Raw genomic sequence first — 17976 nt, forward strand, 5'->3', positions numbered from 1 at the left:
GAATGCATGGAAGTCAGACTTATGACCACACTCCAAAGCAAAATAAACCCAAGATCTGAAGAGTTTCAGGTCAACAAAGAGTCCATGGCAGCAGCCGTAGCGGACCTCCGGGAAAAAGTCACCAAAATCCAGCAAGGTGGTGGCCCCGATTATCAGAAACGCCATACCGACCGAGGCAAACTCCTGCCCCGTGAGCGCATCAACCGGCTCCTGGACGATGGCTCCCCGTTCCTCGAAATCGGCCAGTTCGCCGCCTACAACGTCTATGACGAAGAAGTTCCCGCGGCAGGCGTCGTTGCTGGCGTGGGCCGTGTCTCCGGAACGGAATGCATGATCATCGCCAACGATGCGACGGTAAAAGGCGGCAGCTACTACCCGCTCACGGTGAAAAAGCACCTGCGTGCCCAGGAAATTGCCCTGGAAAACCGCCTGCCCTGCATCTATCTGGTCGACTCCGGTGGCGCCAACCTGCCCCGCCAGGACGAAGTCTTCCCGGACCGTGACCACTTCGGCCGCATCTTCTACAACCAGGCGCGCATGTCTGCCGACGACATCCCCCAGATCGCCGTGGTCATGGGCCTGTGTACCGCCGGTGGCGCCTACGTGCCCGCCATGGCAGACGAATCCATCATCGTGCGTAACCAGGGCACCATCTTCCTGGCCGGCCCGCCGCTGGTAAAAGCCGCCACCGGTGAAGTGGTCAGTGCCGAAGACCTCGGTGGTGCCGACGTGCACTGCAAGATCTCCGGTGTTGCCGACCATTACGCCGAGAACGACGCCCATGCCCTGGAGATCGCCCGCCGCTGCGTCGCCAACCTGAACCGCCGCAAGCCGGTTCCGGTGGAAGTCCAGAAGCCCCGGGCACCGCTGTACGATCCGGAAGAAATCTACGGCATCGTCGGCACCGACCTGCGTAAACAGTTCGATGTCCGTGACGTCATTGCCCGCATTGTCGATGGCTCCGAGTTCGACGAATTCAAACGCTACTACGGCCAGACCCTGGTCACCGGTTTCGCCCACATCCACGGTTACCCGGTGGGAATCATCGCCAACAACGGCATCCTGTTCAGCGAGTCTGCCCAAAAAGGCGCGCACTTCATCGAACTGTGTTGCCAGCGCAACATCCCGCTGCTGTTCCTGCAGAACATCACCGGCTTCATGGTGGGCCAGAAGTACGAGTCTGAAGGCATCGCCAAGCATGGTGCCAAGATGGTCATGGCCGTCGCCTGTGCAGAAGTGCCCAAGATCACGGTACTGATCGGCGGTAGTTACGGCGCCGGCAACTATGGCATGTGCGGCCGCGCCTACAGCCCGGACTTCCTGTGGATGTGGCCGAACGCCCGCATCTCCGTTATGGGCGGCGAACAGGCCGCCGGCGTTATGGCCCAGGTTCGCCGCGAAGGCCTTGAGCGCAAGGGGCAGACCTGGAGCGAAGAGGACGAGGCGGCCTTCAAGAAACCGATTGCCGACAAATACGAGCACCAGGGCCACCCCTACTACGCCAGTGCCCGCCTCTGGGACGACGGCGTCATCGACCCCGCCCAAACCCGGGAAGTGGTCGCCCTGAGTCTTTCAGCCACCTTGAACCGGCCGGCGAAGCCCACTCGCTTCGGCGTGTTCCGCATGTAACCGAGGATCAATACCATGTCAGAACAGGAATCTGCGGTTCTGCTCAGACGCCGCGATGGCGGCGTCACCGAGGTTGTGCTGAACCGCCCGGACAAACGCAATGCGTTTGACGACGTCATTATCCAGCAGCTGATCCAGGCCCTGACCGAGGTCGATGGGGACAATGACACGAAAGTGGTCATCCTGCGCTCCGAAGGCAAACACTTCTCCGCCGGGGCCGACCTGGGCTGGATGCGCCGCATGGCCGAAAACACGCGTCAGGAGAACCTGGACGACTCCCGGGAACTGGCGCGATTGATGAACGTGCTCAACCACCTGTCGAAACCGGTGATCGGTCTGGTGCAGGGCGCCGCTTTCGGTGGTGCCGTGGGCCTTGCTGCCTGCTGCGACATCGTCATTGCCACCGAAAAATCGAGCTTCTGCCTGAGCGAAGTAAAGCTCGGCCTGATTCCGGCGGTGATCAGCCCTTACGTGGTACGCGCGATCGGTGAGCGCCAGGCCCGCCGCTACTTCATCTCGGCCGAAGTCTTTACCGCAAAACAGGCGCAGGAGTACGGTCTGGTACATATCGTCTGCGAAGACCTGGACGCCGTGGAGCAGCGCTGCAACGAAATGCTCCGGCAATTGGCCATGAACGGCCCGGAAGCCATGAAAGCCGCCAAGGACCTGGTATTTGCCGTCAGCCATAAGCCGATCAATGAAACCGTGATCGACGATACCGCCCATCGCATCGCAGACATCCGCGTGGGAGAGGAAGGCCAGGAAGGACTGAGCGCTTTCCTGAACAAACGCAAGGCCAACTGGGTTCCGGAGGAATAACAACAATGTTCAGTAAGATACTCATTGCCAACCGGGGCGAAATCGCCTGCCGGATCATCCAGACCGCCCACCGCATGGGGATCCGCTGTGTTGCGGTCTACTCTGATGCGGATGCCAGTGCCCGGCACGTGGCCATGGCCGACGAAGCGTTCCATATCGGCCCTGCACCCAGCTCCGAGAGTTACCTGCGGAGCGAAAAGATCATCGAGATCGCCAAGCAGAGCGGTGCCCAGGCCATTCACCCGGGTTACGGCTTCCTTTCCGAAAACACCGAGTTCGCCGAGGCCTGTGAAGCCAACGGCATCGTCTTTATCGGCCCGCCCTCCTCCGCCATTGCCGCCATGGGTTCCAAGTCCGCGGCCAAGGCCATCATGGAGAAAGCCGGCGTACCGCTGGTACCGGGTTACCACGGCAAGGACCAGTCTCCTGACGTTCTGCGCGCCGAGGCCGAGAAGTGCGGCTTTCCGCTGTTGCTGAAAGCCGTCGCCGGTGGTGGTGGCAAGGGCATGCGGGTGGTCGAGAGCATGTCCGAATTCGACGACGCCCTGGCCGCCGCCCAGCGGGAGGCGAAAAACGCCTTTGGCAACCCGGACATGCTCATCGAGCGTTACCTGACTCAGCCAAGGCATGTGGAAATCCAGGTCTTCTGCGACCAGGATGGCAACGGCATCTACCTGGCCGAGCGGGATTGCTCCGTCCAGCGCCGCCACCAGAAAGTACTGGAAGAAGCGCCGGCTCCGGGCCTGACCGAAGAAACCCGGAAGGCCATGGGTGAAGCCGCGGTGCGTGCCGCCCAGGCGATCAACTACGTGGGCGCGGGTACCGTCGAGTTCCTGTACGACGTGGACGGCTCCTTCTTCTTCATGGAGATGAACACCCGTTTGCAGGTGGAACACCCGGTCACCGAAATGGTCACCGGCCAGGATCTCGTGGAATGGCAGCTGAAAGTCGCCTGGGGCGATTCCCTGCCCCTGAACCAGGACCAGGTCAAAACCCGCGGCCATGCCCTGGAGGCGCGGATCTACGCGGAGGACCCGGACCAGGACTTCCTGCCGGCTACCGGCACCCTGCGGTACCTGAGCACCCCGGATGAATCCGCCCACGTGCGCGTCGATACCGGCGTGACCGAAGGCGACGAAATCAGCATTCACTACGATCCCATGATCGCCAAGCTCATCGTGTGGGACGAAACTCGGGACCAGGCTATCAACCGCATGGTTCAGGCTCTGGAGCACTATCGCATCGCCGGTGTGAAAACCAACATCCGGTTCCTGCACGCTCTGGCCGATGCCCAGCCGTTCCGGGAAGCAGATCTGACCACCAACTTCATCAGTGCCCATGAGGAACTGCTGTTCCCGAAATCGAAGCTCGACACCCACAAAGCCCTCGTGCTGGCGGCCGGCTTTGTATTGGAGCAGCGCAAATCCTCCGAGCCGGTAACCGCGGACCCCTGGTCTCCGTTCAGCCGCAAGAACAGCTGGCGCATGAACTCGGAATACGCCCAGCCACTGAAACTGCAGGTGGGTGACGATATCCACGAGCTCAAGATTCTTGAGCGCGACGACCGCTACCAGGTCTTCGTGGGTGACAGCGTGTACCACCTGAACGCGAAGCTGGATGACGACTACCTGCAGGCCGTTGTCAACGGCCACCGGATCAGCGTTCACGGGAACCTGCACGACGATCAGCTGGTCCTCTTCTATGAGGGTGACACCTTCAAGTGCACCGTTTACCGCGAGACCTATGGGTTCGAGGAACTGGCTGGCGAAGGCAGTCTGGAAGCCCCCATGAACGGAGCGATTGTCGCCGTCCAGGCCAAGGTGGGCGATAAGGTGACCGCCGGCCAGACCCTGGTCATCATGGAAGCGATGAAGATGGAGCACGCCATCAAGGCTCCGGCCGATGGCGTGGTCAGCGAAATCTTCTTCGCCGAGGGCGACCAGGTCTCTGAAGGTGCGGAACTCATTGCCATCGAGACTGAGGATTCCAAGTAATGGCTTTTCCGAAACAGGTTCGACTGGTGGAAATGAGCCCCCGGGACGGGCTGCAGAACGAGCCCGGCCCCGTCATTGCCACCGACATCAAGACCGGCCTGATCGACCGGCTCGCCGACTGTGGCCTGAGCCACATCGAGGCCGCCAGCTTTGTGTCGCCCAAGTGGGTGCCGCAGATGGGAGACGCAGCCGAGGTGATGGCCGGCATCACCCGTAAAACCGGCGTGCAATACTCTGCGCTCACCCCCAACCTCAAGGGTTTTGAAAACGCCCTGGCGGCCAACGTGGATGAAGTCGCAGTATTTGGCGCGGCGTCCGAGTCCTTCACCAGGAAAAACATCAACTGCACCATCGTCGAGAGCCTGGAACGCTTCGGCCCGGTGCTGGAAGCGGCCCGCAAGAACAACATACCGGTGCGCGGTTACGTGTCGACCGTATTGGGCTGCCCGTACGAGGGTGACATTGCCCCGGCACAGGTCGCCAGTGTTGCCAAGGCGCTGTATGAGATGGGCTGCTACGAGATTTCCCTGGGTGACACCATTGGCGTAGGTACGCCGCTGAAAGCAAAGCGTATGCTGGAAGCGGTGGCCGCACACGTTCCCATGGAACGCCTGGCCGCCCACTTCCACGACACCTACGGTCAGGCCCTGGCCAACCTGTATGCGGTCCTGGAGGAAGGCGTCAGCGTGATCGATGCCTCCGTTGCAGGCCTGGGCGGCTGCCCTTATGCCAAAGGCGCCTCCGGTAACGTCGCCACCGAGGACGTGCTATACCTCCTCAACGGCCTGGGCATCGAAACCGGCGTGGACCTGGACAAACTCGTCGCCACCGGCGACTGGATCTGCGGTCAGTTGAACCGCCACAACGGGTCCAAAGTGGGCCAGGCCATGGGCGGCAGCTGCTAGAGAAGGTAAGGAGCTTTCATGAATCAGAACAAGAACGTCGTCGCCCTGGACCTGCCGATCCCGGAAATCAGCGACATGCCGGAAGACACCCGGAAGTACTTCCAGATCTGCCAGGAAAAGCTCGGCATGATCCCGAACGTACTGACCGCCTATAGCCAGAACCTGAAACAGCTGGAGGGTTTTACCCGCCTCTACAACGAGCTGATGCTCGGCGAAGGCGAGCTCTCCAAGCTGGAACGGGAGATGGTCGCGGTCGTGGTCTCTTCCGAGAACAAATGCTTCTACTGCCTGGTAGCTCACGGCGCCGCAGTGCGGGTATTGAGCGGCGACCCTGTCCTGGGCGAGCACATGGTGATGAACTACCGCAGCGCCAGACTCGACAAGCGCCAGAGGGCGATGCTGGATTTTGCATCCCACCTGACCCGCTCGCCGGCCACAGTAACCGAAGAAGACATCCAGGCTCTGCGGGATGCCGGTCTGAGTGACCGTGCCATCTGGGATCTGAGCAACCTGGTCGGCTTTTACAACATGTCCAACCGCGTGGCAATTGCCAGCGATATGCAACCCAACCCCGAATATCACAGCCAGAGTCGCTAGCAAGTATGCAGACTTGCTTGCCCTCGAATACAACAACAATGGAGGCAGAGACATGAGCAAGACTCTACCAAGCTATACCAGCGGAACCGCGGAAGTGCCCCTGCTGGGCATGACCATTGGTGAAATGCTGGACCGTACAGCGGAGAAGTATCCGGACACCGAAGCCCTGGTATGCCTGCACCAGGACATCCGCTGGACCTACAAAGAGTTTGTGGAGAAGGTCGACGAGGCCGCCCGGGCATTCATGGCCATCGGCGTCAAACGTGGTGACCGGGTGGGCATCTGGTCGCCTAACCGTTACGAGTGGACCGTGACCCAGTTTGCCACCGCCAAGGTTGGCGCCATCCTGGTGAACATCAACCCCGCGTACGGGGTGCATGAACTCAAGTACGCCATGAACCTGGCCGGAATCAGCGTGCTGGTTACAGCGGACAGCTTCAAGGCGTCCAACTACCGGGAGATGGTTTACGAACTGGCTCCTGAACTCAAGCGCAGCGCCCCGGGCAAGCTCAAGGCCGACAGCTGTCCCGACCTGCGCGCAGTGATCAACGTGCACGAAGACAAGCACGATGGCATGTGGACCTGGAAAGAGTTCGTGGACTTTGCTGGCGACGTCTCCGAGGAAGAACTGTACAAGCGCCAGGATGAACTGCAGTTTGATGACCCCATCAATATCCAGTTCACTTCCGGCACTACCGGAAACCCCAAGGGCGCCACGCTCACCCACCATAACATTCTCAACAACGGCTACTTCGTGGCGGAGAGCCAGCGCTTTACCGAGAAGGACCGTCTGGTGATTCCGGTGCCGCTGTACCACTGCTTCGGCATGGTCATGGGTAACCTCGGCTGTATCACCCACGGTTCCACCATGATCTATCCGGACGAAGGCTTTGAGCCGAAATCCGTTCTCCAAGCGGTTCACCAGGAGAAAGCCACCGCCCTGTACGGTGTGCCGACCATGTTCATCGCCGAACTCGCCGAACCCGAGTTCGAAACCTATGACCTTTCCACCCTGCGTACCGGCATCATGGCGGGCTCCATCTGCCCTGCCGAAGTGATGAAGAAGGTCAACGGCAAGATGAATATGAAGGAAGTCCAGATTGCCTACGGCATGACCGAGACCAGCCCGGTTTCGACCCAGACCAGCTCCCTCGATCCGTTCGAGAAGCAGGTGACCACCGTGGGCCGTACCCAGCCTCACCTGGAGACCAAGATTGTCGATCCGGGCACCGGCAACGTGGTTCCCCGGGGTGAAATTGGCGAACTCTGTACCCGTGGCTACAGCGTGATGCTTAAATACTGGAACAACGAGGAAAAGACCCGGGAAGCCATCGATGATGCCGGCTGGATGCACACCGGTGACCTGGCCACCATGGACGAAGAGGGCTACATCCAGATTGTCGGCCGCATCAAGGACATGGTGATCCGGGGCGGCGAGAACATCTACCCGAAAGAGATCGAGGAGTTCCTCTACACCCATCCGTCCATTGAAGAGGTGCAGGTCACCGGCATTCCGGACGAGAAATACGGTGAGGAACTGATCGCCTGGGTGAAGCTGCGCCCGGATGCAGACCCCGTAGACGCAGACGACCTTCAGGCTTTCTGCAAGGGCAAGATCGCCCACTTCAAGATCCCGAAGAACTACAAGTTCGTGGACGAATTCCCGATGACCGTCACCGGGAAAATCCAGAAGTTCAAGATGCGGGAAATCTCCATCGAAGAGATGGGACTGAAGCAGTAGATCCTGATCCAACCCATGTCCCTCCCCCTGTCGGGGAGGGACACCTCCTCCCTCCCCGGCCGGCATTGAAGCCCCCCTCAAGACGTCAGGCTGCCCCCCAACAGATTTTTTTGTGGCAACGCTGCAACTTTCTTCCGTTCTCGCCCGTAGCTGAAATACACCCATCTCAAATCCCTCTGACAAAGGTGGGTTACAACCAAGCTCGAGGAGAACGTCATGAAAAAACACGGCAAGAAAAACGCAGTTCTGGCAGCCACCCTGGTATCCGGCGCGCTGTTGGCAGGCACCGCCATGGCTGGCCACCATGAAATGGACGGCGCACAAGTCTGGGCAGATGACCAGAGCGTCGCCTCCGGCACCGTTACCGCGAAAAAAGTGAATGCAGAGATGAATGGCTGGCTGGTCGTTCACCGCACCGGTGAAAACATGAAGCCGGGCCCCGTCGTTGGTCATGCGCCATTAAAGATGGGCAAGAACATGGATGTGGCGGCTATCCTTACCGAGGAGGTCAAACCCGGTGAGATGCTTATGTTAATGGTACATGGCGAAGATGGAGGCATGAAAACCGGCACCTTCGAGTACACGCTCGGGGCCAAGGAAGATGGCCCTGTCCGCAAAGACGGTAAACTGGTCATGACTACCATTACCGCCAAATAACCCGAAGGACCCTGGCTGCCGCGCACACGTTTGGCGCGCGGCAGCAACCCAACAAAAATCAGATCTGTTTGTACACGATCTCGGACAGGCTGCTACGGTTACCGTCGGTATCGAGGGTCCGCATGGCAAAATACCAGGTGCCCTCGGTCAGCTCATCCACCAGAAGCTCATCGACGGACGCGTCCCCGATTGCCAGTGACTGATCCAGTTTATCCGGACTGGTACCGTAGACCACCTCAAAACCGGCAATCTCACCCATGCTGAGGCTCTGGCCGTTCTCACGGGTCAGCGGAGCGGTCCAGCTCAGCAGAGCAGCGTTGGCCGGAACAGCGGGTTCCTGGACCGTATCGGTTGCAGTGGGCTCGCTGGTGCCACCATCCACTACCTCAGTGTCAGTGCCCGTTGCATCTGTGTTGTCGGTCGTCTGGTCAACGGCACCACCGGTATTCGTTTCGCTGATGGTGTCACTGCCACCGTCAACGGTACCCGTGCTGCTGTCTGTGCTACCCCCGGTATCTGCAACGACGCTGTCCGACTCGGCGTAGACATCGGCAATAGTCTTGAATCGCTGGACATTACGATATTCGACGACAACCAGCTTCTGGCTGATCACACTCGATTCGACAGTAGCCTGCAGCTCTGAGGATTGCAGCGCTGCGGCACTGACCAGATCCGACAGCGCAACGTTCACACCGTCTCCCATGATATCGATCCGGCCATTGGCCGCGATCTGGGAGGTCATATTGTCCAGGACCTCGGAAATGGTATTCCAACGGCTGCTGTCATTCACCAGAGCCAGAAAGGCTGCGTTGGCGATAGCAACCTGCAGGGCATCCGCAGAAATGCTGCCCAGATCGTCCAGTCGGGTCAGATCCGGCGGGGCCAGCCGGAGCGCACCGGATGAGAGCCCGAACCAGCTCTCGACAGCCTGGTACGCTTCAGACAGTGCTTCCGGAGACAGTCCGTTCGCACTGCGTTCAGCCAGTGTCACGGCCAGATGGGTCAGCGGAGTCAGGTGGACGGTTTCTGTGATCAGATCACCAGCACCGCGCAGGCTGAAACTGTTATCCAGCGGCATTGGCTGGCCAAATGCGACGGGGTCGGCACCTGCCTGATCGCAACGGGGCACCACATCGCAGATCATGCGGGTCGAACCGTCTGCCTGGAGCTCAACCAGGGCCCAACCGTCAGCCTTCCCACGCAGGCGCAGGTCATAGCTGCCATCATCTCCGGTAAGCACGGGCTTTGCCGCCAGCCGGTCCGGAGAGTAATACCCGGTGTTGTCCGCACGCAGCCGGCTCGCTGTCACAATGCCTTTCTGGATAACACCTTTCATTGCCGCACCGGCGACCTCGACGCCTGGCTCCTGGGCCTGCGTCACCGTATTGCTGTCGCTGGCCGTCATATCCTTGAGGCAGCCCGAAAGAAGAAGTGATACCGATAGAGCCAGCAGCCCCTGCTTCGCTGTTTTTTTGCCGCGATATGACATCGTTTTGCACCAATTTATTGACGAATTGGGCAAATCATACCGGGTCCGATTCTGATCAAAATGTGATCAGGTTCGCTTTTTCTCTGCCGGAATCTGTCGGGAAAGTGACGCTTACGGTAGGAAACATCAGGACAATGATGGTTACACGAAAAGGGACTGTTATATGCCAGCTAACCTACTGTTTTAGATGATTTAATTTTACTTTTCAGAGAGCGCGTATCGGTGGGAGCCCGTAGCAGTAACGAAGCGTGTTTACAAATTTCTACAGTGGCAATCCATCAAAATCAGGGTGAAAAAGGAATCATCCAGGAGGCATAAATGATGGAGTCAAAAACCAAGTAGGGGTCAGATGAAAAGCTGCGCTCTTCATCTGACCCCATTTTCACCGGAGAACCACTCGCTGCCTTGGCCCCTGCACTCCGTCCATCAAACGTCAATCTCCACTTCGCGCAATCAGCCGGCGCACCTGCTCCAGGTTCTCGTTGGCGGTCACATGGTAGCTTGGCGATGCCTTGGCAGCTTTACCAAAGAACTCTTCCGCCTGACGGTAGTTGCCTTCATTCATCAGGATGTAGCCAATGGTATTCCAGGCATCCGCCTCCGGCATGACCTTGATGAGCACCTCCAACGCCTCATCGTAACGTTCCAGGCGGGTATAGAGCTGGCCGAGATTACGCCAGGCGCGCTCGTGCTCGGGATCGATATTCAGGGCAGTCTGGTACTGGTATTCGGCACGATTCCAGTGGCCGATCAGATAAAAGGAATAACCCAGGTTGTTATGAATCCGGGCGTTTCGGGGAGATATCGCCAGCGCCCTGTCGTAGAAGGCCCTCGCAGCAGCAAAATCGCCTCGCAGGTCGGCCATGATTCCGAGGGCATTGAATGCCTGCCAACGGGTTTCATCGGCAGCCACCGCCTCTTCAAGCAGCACTCTTGCTTTGTCGTGCTGACGCTGCTTCATGAGCATCAGCCCCAGGCCTTCAAGGGCACCGGCATGGTCCGGCTGCAGCTGCAGGGCGAGCTGGAACGCCGAGGCTGCCTTGTCCGAAGCGCCCTTGTGCTGGTTGATGGCACCGACCTTGTAAAAGGTATCCGCATTCTCCGGATCCAGCTCCAGGGATCGGATATATTCGAAGACCGCTTCATCCAGTTTCCCCTGTCGATAGGCTGCATCGCCCCGGGCGATGGCCTCCTGAGCGGACTCGACTGGCATCAGGGTGGAAAAAGTCAGCTCTGACTTGCCGTCGTACAGATCTGTGTATGCGTTGCCGCTTTTGATCTGGGGACCACTCGCGCAGCCGCCCAGGACCAGCAGTGTGGCCACAAGGCCGACTCCCGCCAGCTTCCGAATTCCTGAAAGGTTCTGGCCTTTCGCAGCAGGCGCAGCATCCGTCCATTGTCCAATCATGGCAAACTCTCCCTTTCTTGTTATCGACATCAGTAAACCTGGAAGTGATCCAGCAACCCGATAATTGCGGGGCCGATCGCGACGACGAAGAATGCCGGGAACATGCACAAAACCAGGGGGAACACCATCTTGGTGGAGATTTTGCCGGCCTCTTCCTCCGCACGTTGCATACGCTTGTCACGGAACTCCTCGGAATAGATTCTCAGCGATTCCGCGATGCTGGTACCAAAGCGCAGACTCTGGCTCAGGAGCGCAACCAGCCCCCCGATTTCCTCAAGCCCGGTGCGTTGCGCCAGGTTTTTCAGGGCATCGACTCTATCTACGCCGGCACGCATTTCGCTGTTTACCAGAGCCAGCTCCTCAGACAGTTCCGGATGGCCGATCGCAAGCTCATCGGAGACCCTTTGGAGCGCTGGTTTCAGTCCGTATCCAGCTTCTGTGCAAACCACCAACAGATCCAGAGCATCCGGGAAGCCGTTGTACAGTCGGCGTTTGCGACGCTCGATCTTCTTTCCCAGCACATAATTAGGGCCCAGCGCACCAGCCAGCAAGGCGACAGCCACGGCCTGGATCACTTCCACGTTAGTAACCGCCGGCATCCAGCGCAGGCCGAAGAAAACCGCTAACGGCAGACCAACAATGAGCAAGGTCTTGATGGCATAGAAGTTGGCGAGGGCGCCTTCATTCCGGTAGCCGGCGTGTATCAACCGTTCCCTCGTGTGATTACGATCCCCTTCCTTCTTGGGCAGGAAATGCGGGGCAGTTGATTTCAGGAAGGAGGACACCGGGCCCTCCCGTCGTTCCTCTTCGGCCTCCGGTGCGACCACCGTATGCAGTCGGCTGCGCACGGGATGGAACATGGTGGAGACCAGATACATGCCGGCCAGGGCGAGACAGAATACAGCCACGGCCATTAAACCGATAAAGGCGTACTGCGACATCTGCCGGTCTTGAATGACGGTATCGAGCAGTCCGATCAGGTAATCCATGGCCTTTTCCTCCTACACCTTGATATTGAGGATCTTCTTGATCCAGAAAACGCCGACCACAATCAATATGAGCGCCAGCAGAACGATATCGCCGCCCCGGGGACTCTCGATAAGCATGGGCATGTAATCCGGGTTCACGAGTGAAATCAGCACGAAGAGCACAAACGGCGTCAAGGTCAGTACCCAGGCTGAAATCCTTCCCTCCGCAGACAATGTGCGAACCCTCCGCTGGAAACGGAAACGCCCCCGAATCACGCCGGCAATCTTTTCAAGCACTTCGGCCAGGTTACCCCCGGACTCCCGTTGCACCAGTACCGCGGTGATCAGAGCCATCACCAGCACGCTGGGTACCCGCTGCAGGAGACCAAACAGTGCCGCCCGCACATCACCGCCATAATTGATCTCATTGAAGGTTTTCTGGAACTCTTCCTTCACCGGGCTGGGCATTTCTGTCGAGACCAGGCGAATGGCTTCGATGAACGGGTGCCCCGCCCTCAAGGCCCGGATGATGACATCCACCACATCCGGCAACTGTTCCTCAATCTTGGCAATCCGTTTACTGCGCTTGTTGCGCAAATAGAGGAAAGGCGCGCTGGCGGCAATCGGAGCCAGTGCAAGCGGCGCCCACCAGGCCTTCGTCATGCTGTAGCCAACGAAGGCAGCCACCATAGCCAGCAAGAGCGCCAGCAAGAGCACCCGGTAAGCGCGCGTCTGATAACCACTTTGGGCAATCAGGCTCACAAGCGGCTGGAGCAGGTGCATGGACTCAAGTCGTTTTTCCAGAGGCGACAGTCCGCGCAGATACTGCTCCTGCATGAGGGAAAGCCGCTTCTGGCCTTCCTCTCCCTGGGTCAGCTTGTGCATGCGCTCGTTGAGTCGCTTGCGCGCCCCCCGGCTCTCACCGAAAACCGGAATCACCAACCCCTGGGACAGCAGGAATACTGCAACGAACACCAGGGCGAGAAATATCCAGAGTTTGTCTCCCAAGGCTTCCATGGTTCAATCCTCGAAATCGGGGTCAAAAAGCGACAGGGGCACTGCAATGCCCCGCTGGTGCAGATGCTCGTGGAAACGGGGCACAATGCCGGTCGCCTTGTAATGCCCGATAACCTTGCCGTTCTCATCCCGGCCTACACGCCGGAAGCTGAAGAGCTCGGACATGGTGATCACATCGCCCTCCATGCCGTTGATCTCCTGCACGCTGACCAGGCGACGGGTGCCGTCTTCCTGCCGCTCTACCTGAAGCACGACGTCAATGGCCGATGCCACCTGGGAGCGGATCGCCTTGACCGGCATGGTGGTGCCGGTCATGGAGACCATGTTCTCGATCCGGGTCAGGGCATCCCGAGGAGCGTTGGCGTGCAGTGTGGTCATGGAGCCGTCATGGCCGGTATTCATGGCCTGGAGCATGTCCAGTGCTTCGGCACCCCGGACCTCCCCCACGATAATCCGGTCCGGCCGCATCCGCAGGCTGTTCCGTACCAGATCCCGCTGGGTCACTTCCCCCTTGTTCTCGATGTTCGGAGGCCGTGTTTCCAGGCGCACCACATGGGGCTGTTGAAGCTGAAGCTCGGCCGAGTCCTCAATGGTGACAATTCGCTCGTCATCCGGGACAAAGCCTGACAGCACGTTCAGCAATGTGGTTTTACCCGACCCGGTGCCACCTGAAATCAATACATTCAGACGCCCACGCACAATGCTCTCCAGCAGGCCCGCGATAGGCGCCGTCAGAGTGCCCTTCTCCATCAGGGCTTCCATGGACAGGCGACCGATCGAAAAGCGTCGGATCGAAAGCAGCGGAGCATCCACCGCCAGCGGCGGGATAATCGCATTCACCCGGGAACCGTCTTTCAGGCGGGCATCAACCATGGGCGAGGATTCGTCGATCCGGCGCCCGACACTGGAGACGATGCGGTCAATAATGTTCAGCAAGTGGGTGTTGCTATGGAAACTGACATCCACCTTTTCCAGCTTGCCGTTGCGCTCGACATAGATGCTGTCGTGGCCGTTGACCAAAATATCGGCGATGGATTTGTCCGCCAGCAGAGGCTCCAGGGGGCCCAAACCCAGAATGTCATCCTGGATCTGGCGGATAATACGTTGGCGGGCAGTCAGAGAAAGAGGTATAGACTCCTCCGCCATGAGCCTTTGACCGATTTCCTGCAACTGGCGTTCGGCCTCTTCCTTACCCAATGTGCCCAGAAGTGAGAGATCCAGAACTTTCATCAGTTTCTGGTGGATCTTCTGCTTCCAGGCCCGCTCCTGCTCTTCCTCGGCTCTGCGGCTCGGAGAAAGACCGGTTCCATTGTGAACCAGTGGCGGCTCGGGCTCGCCTTTGCCAGATTCGTTCAGTCTGTTCAGTTCCATGACACTCTCCTCAGGCTCCTGCCAGTTTCCGCCACATCCGGCCCAGGCCAGATTGTGGAACCACTTTCTTGCCGCTCAGCACCTCCGCCATATGCACCATGCTCCGGCTAACCGGTGACGAGGGCGCTGCCTCCAGCAACGGCACGCCCAGGTTCGAGCTTTCCGCCACTTTCGCGTAGTCGTTGGGAATGAAGGTCATATCTCCGATACCGAGGGCCTTTTCAATGTCTCCCGCCGTCAACGCCAGACGTTTGTCCCACCGATTGACCACAACACCAATCCGGTCAGCGGGAACCCCCATATAGCGCGTCAGATAGTGCAGCAGGCGGCGGGCGTCCTGTATGTGGGAAACGCTTTGCTGCAGCACGACCAGCACCCTGTCCGCGGACTCCAGCATCATGCCGGTCACACCGTCGATCTGGCGCGGGAGGTCAACAACCGTATGGTCATAACCGGAACGCAGCAGGGCCAGCAGCTTTTGCAGCTGGCCTTCGTCGATGTCGCCAGACACTACAAGCTGATCCGAACTATTGCCCAACAGATGCAGACCACTCTTGTGTTTGAGCATGTGACCTTCAAGCGCCAGCAGGTCCATGTTGTCGGCTCTGAGGATGGCATCCACGAGCCCTCCGCCCTCGTGCAGATCAAAAGCCGAGGCCAGGTTGCCGAATTGCAGATCCATATCGAGCAGCGCCACCCGTTGCTCCATCCTCTCGGCAAGACTGTGGGCGAGTGCTGCTGCGATGGTGCTGGCACCGGAACCACCCTTGGCATTGATGACGGCCAAAAGCCCGCCATTCGTGTCTTTATCCGGCACCAGTTCGGCGGCTATCCGGACCAGGGACTCCAGGACCTCCTGCTTGGGCGCAGGAAAGCTGAAATAGTCCCGTGCTCCCACCCGCATGGCGGTGCGCATGATCGTCATGTTCTCAGGACCGGTGACAATCGTTGGCACCCGGCCATTGATCGGCCTGTCATCCAATGACCTGAGTTCATCTTCCCAGGCAGCCGTGGTGCAGAAAATCAGCGCGTCCGGTAAATCCTTGAGGTTGTACAGGGGATCGGAATGGCCATTGGTAATCAGGCGTTTGCTCAGCGCCAGTCCCGGCTGGTCACCGAGCATGTCCTCAAGCTCCTGCAATTCCTGGGCATTGCGCCCGGCAATCAGAACGGTAATACGTGCTTTCATGGCTTCGCCCTTCCTTGATGATTCAACTGATGGTCCCGAAACAGCCGGTGCCTTCCCGGGACACACCGAGGCTCTCGCGCGGCAAAACCGTCACGAACGGTGGCAGTTCGAAAGTCCGGAAAAAGAACGGGATGATCAGCTGGTGCTGAAAACCGCTTACTTCACTACGAATGAATTCAATATCGAGATAGTTGCCCGCCGGGTCGGCTATGACCCCACCAGTAGCAGTGAGATAGTCGATGGAGATATTTGATTCCATCAGGCCAGCGAGGATCGGGCTCTCACCGGAGGTACCCGGCTCATCAAACATGGCAACCCGGCGGATAGCGCTGTGCTCTATGGGACAAACCACAGCCACCCGGGCTGCGCGCCGGCTCATCTCGTCCAGCGTGTTCCAGACAAACATCAGCCGCCCGAACTCGATGGTGCCGAAAAGCAGGATAAAGAACATCGCCCCGACGATCGCAAACTCCACGGTATGCAAGCCTGACTGCTTTCTGATGTTCATAGCGCCCTCATCTGCACAGTGCTCTGCATTTCAAAGGCCATGCTGATCGGTTCGCCCCCATAAAAGGCAGGGATCTGTCCGATCAACGGGATATAGCTGTAGGTGGCGCTCACAGTGACGTGGGCTGCATCGGGACTGGTTACCGAAATGTCGCTGGTGGACCAGCCGGGCAGCAGAGGTTCTCCAGCGCCCAGAGTGTTGCCGAAAACCACCAGGTTGCTGGTTTGCTGCACCAGGTTGCTGTCCAGAAGAATAAGGCCGATGCTTCCGTTCATCGCCGATGAGGAAACGTGCCTGGCGCCGTCCCGTGTGGCCCGAGTCATGGTGTGATACTGGCTGAACGCCCAGCCAAGCTCGCTCACCGCAAATACGATCAGCAGCAGAAACGGAGCCGTCAGCCAGAATTCCAGGGTGGCAATGCCCTTCTGTTTTCTTTCGGTCTTGATCAGTGCGTCCATGTCGTCACTCACCTCCTGCTCCGGAGCTCCTCAACTGTCGAAGGTGTCCGGGTCCTTGTACAACTGGATAATCCGGGGGCCTGGCCCTATGCCAGGATCCGGTCCCGGCTTCCCGCTGCCACCGCAGTCATCCTTGAACTGGCCATAGAACACGGCCTGGCCGGCCTGTTGCATTTTGTCGATCATGTAGAAACAGCTGAAACCCAGTAACTCCACGGAACTCTGGCCGTTGGCGAGCCCGTCGCAGTTACCCACCGGCATGGTCAGTATCCGGCGTCCAGGCAGCCCGGTAGGGGGCGCATCCGGATTAACGTTCTCGTATTGACTCAGATACCAATCGAGGTCGTAGGGGGGTATGTTGTCTTCAGCCAGGTAATCCTCTTCGGAATAAGGCTCGTGATCGGTGAACCAATCCGGGGGATACTCATCGGCACTGACCGGGCCGTTGTAGTAGCCAAGCCGGGTGTTGATGCCTTGGGCAAACGGACCCACAGTGTTGCCAGGCTCAGTTTCGATATCCCCGTCACCACCGGCATCCAGACAGGCGTCGAATTTGCCCGCTGCGGCCTCCCGGATGTCAGCACCACCGCTACTGCCATCAAGCCGGATCAGGTAGAAATTGCCATTACCTACCTCAGAGCTGGTTCCGGAGCCAATCTTCAGCTGCTCTACCTCACCGCGGGAATAACCGTAATTTTCCTCGCCAGGTGTTCCGCAAGCCATCATGGGTACTACGTTGCAGGCGGTTTGGATGCTGGGACTGGGCCCGGCGACAGCGGTACCGGCAATAGCCAGATCGTTGATGCCGAGCACCGGCGCGAACCACTCGGCCACGTCATAGCTGTCAACCCGGGCGCGAACGTACTGTGCCGGTGTCGTGCCGGGCACGAAGGGATTCAGCGTATTGGAAAATTCCAGGACCAGCGTGAGACTGCCATTGGCCGAGGCCTCACCCAGGCCGGCATTGCCCGGCGCCGCCGTATTGGCATCGAACGTGGTATGCCCGGCCGCATCCGCCAGCGCGGTATTACCCGTCTGGTCCAGAACCTTGGCCGCGCTGAGCGCTGCGGCATCCAGAGCGTTCTGAAGCCGGGTCTTCTCCAGGTGGGCATTGCTGATATCCAGCGCCAGGGCGGCCATCCCCAGGATAACGACGAGGGAAATCGCGACCATGGGCAGAATGGCGCCTTGCTGGAATTTCCTTGCCTTGTTGACCGCGTCCATGG

General features: G+C 59.0%; 16 protein-coding genes. 7 read left to right on the forward strand and 9 right to left on the reverse strand.

Annotation, left to right across the window (positions count from 1 at the left end):
* Positions 1 to 21 precede the first annotated feature (21 nt).
* The 7 genes from MD273_RS18110 to MD273_RS18140 all read left to right on the forward strand — a co-directional run bounded on the left by MD273_RS18110 (position 22) and on the right by MD273_RS18140 (position 8342).
* Positions 22 to 1629, forward strand: coding sequence for a carboxyl transferase domain-containing protein (locus MD273_RS18110; RefSeq protein ID WP_239039195.1), 1608 nt, complete (start codon positions 22 to 24; stop codon positions 1627 to 1629).
* Between the two features lie 15 nt (positions 1630 to 1644).
* Positions 1645 to 2448, forward strand: coding sequence for an enoyl-CoA hydratase-related protein (locus MD273_RS18115; protein WP_239039196.1), 804 nt, complete (start codon positions 1645 to 1647; stop codon positions 2446 to 2448).
* Between the two features lie 5 nt (positions 2449 to 2453).
* Entirely contained in the window at positions 2454 to 4442 is a 1989-nt protein-coding gene (locus MD273_RS18120) for an acetyl/propionyl/methylcrotonyl-CoA carboxylase subunit alpha (protein ID WP_239039197.1), read from the forward strand.
* Positions 4442 to 5347 (forward strand): hydroxymethylglutaryl-CoA lyase, encoded by a 906-nt coding sequence (locus MD273_RS18125; RefSeq protein WP_239039198.1) that lies wholly within the window; start codon positions 4442 to 4444, stop codon positions 5345 to 5347. Before MD273_RS18120 ends, MD273_RS18125 begins: the two co-directional genes overlap by 1 nt.
* Positions 5348 to 5365: 18 nt before the next feature.
* The gene (locus MD273_RS18130; protein ID WP_239039199.1) at positions 5366 to 5944 is read left to right on the forward strand and encodes a peroxidase-related enzyme; all 579 of its coding nucleotides are present in this window, start codon (positions 5366 to 5368) and stop codon (positions 5942 to 5944) included.
* Positions 5945 to 5996: 52 nt separating this feature from the next.
* On the forward strand, positions 5997 to 7685 hold the full coding sequence (locus MD273_RS18135; RefSeq protein ID WP_239039200.1) for an AMP-binding protein: 1689 nt from the start codon (positions 5997 to 5999) through the stop codon (positions 7683 to 7685).
* 216 nt (positions 7686 to 7901) lie between these two features.
* Entirely contained in the window at positions 7902 to 8342 is a 441-nt protein-coding gene (locus MD273_RS18140; RefSeq protein ID WP_239039201.1) for a DUF7282 domain-containing protein, read from the forward strand.
* 58 nt (positions 8343 to 8400) lie between these two features.
* On the opposite strand, the gene MD273_RS18145 is transcribed toward MD273_RS18140, so the two are convergent.
* From MD273_RS18145 to MD273_RS18185, 9 genes are all read right to left on the reverse strand, one after another.
* Positions 8401 to 9747 carry a hypothetical protein gene (locus tag MD273_RS18145; RefSeq protein ID WP_239039202.1) on the reverse strand — a complete coding sequence of 449 codons (1347 nt, stop codon included), beginning with the start codon at positions 9745 to 9747 and terminating at the stop codon, positions 8401 to 8403.
* Positions 9748 to 10264: 517 nt separating this feature from the next.
* Positions 10265 to 11239 (reverse strand): tetratricopeptide repeat protein, encoded by a 975-nt coding sequence (locus MD273_RS18150; protein WP_239039203.1) that lies wholly within the window; start codon positions 11237 to 11239, stop codon positions 10265 to 10267.
* A 29-nt stretch (positions 11240 to 11268) separates the two neighbouring features.
* Positions 11269 to 12228, reverse strand: a complete 960-nt coding sequence (locus MD273_RS18155) for a type II secretion system F family protein (protein WP_239039204.1) — start codon at positions 12226 to 12228, stop codon at positions 11269 to 11271.
* Between the two features lie 12 nt (positions 12229 to 12240).
* The gene (locus tag MD273_RS18160; RefSeq protein ID WP_239039205.1) at positions 12241 to 13224 is read right to left on the reverse strand and encodes a type II secretion system F family protein; all 984 of its coding nucleotides are present in this window, start codon (positions 13222 to 13224) and stop codon (positions 12241 to 12243) included.
* A gap of 3 nt (positions 13225 to 13227) precedes the next feature.
* Positions 13228 to 14595 (reverse strand): TadA family conjugal transfer-associated ATPase, encoded by a 1368-nt coding sequence (locus MD273_RS18165; RefSeq protein WP_239039206.1) that lies wholly within the window; start codon positions 14593 to 14595, stop codon positions 13228 to 13230.
* Between the two features lie 10 nt (positions 14596 to 14605).
* Positions 14606 to 15784, reverse strand: coding sequence for a CpaE/TadZ family protein (locus MD273_RS18170; RefSeq protein WP_239039207.1), 1179 nt, complete (start codon positions 15782 to 15784; stop codon positions 14606 to 14608).
* A 22-nt stretch (positions 15785 to 15806) separates the two neighbouring features.
* On the reverse strand, positions 15807 to 16292 hold the full coding sequence (locus MD273_RS18175) for a TadE/TadG family type IV pilus assembly protein (RefSeq protein ID WP_239039208.1): 486 nt from the start codon (positions 16290 to 16292) through the stop codon (positions 15807 to 15809).
* A complete protein-coding gene (locus tag MD273_RS18180; RefSeq protein ID WP_239039209.1) occupies positions 16289 to 16762 on the reverse strand; it encodes a TadE family protein in 474 nt (157 codons plus the stop codon). Before MD273_RS18180 ends, MD273_RS18175 begins: the two co-directional genes overlap by 4 nt.
* A gap of 18 nt (positions 16763 to 16780) precedes the next feature.
* On the reverse strand, positions 16781 to 17974 hold the full coding sequence (locus MD273_RS18185) for a Tad domain-containing protein (RefSeq protein WP_239039210.1): 1194 nt from the start codon (positions 17972 to 17974) through the stop codon (positions 16781 to 16783).
* Positions 17975 to 17976: the final 2 nt, after the last annotated feature.

This window comes from Marinobacter sp. C7 (genome assembly GCF_022343555.1).
Classification (GTDB): domain Bacteria; phylum Pseudomonadota; class Gammaproteobacteria; order Pseudomonadales; family Oleiphilaceae; genus Marinobacter.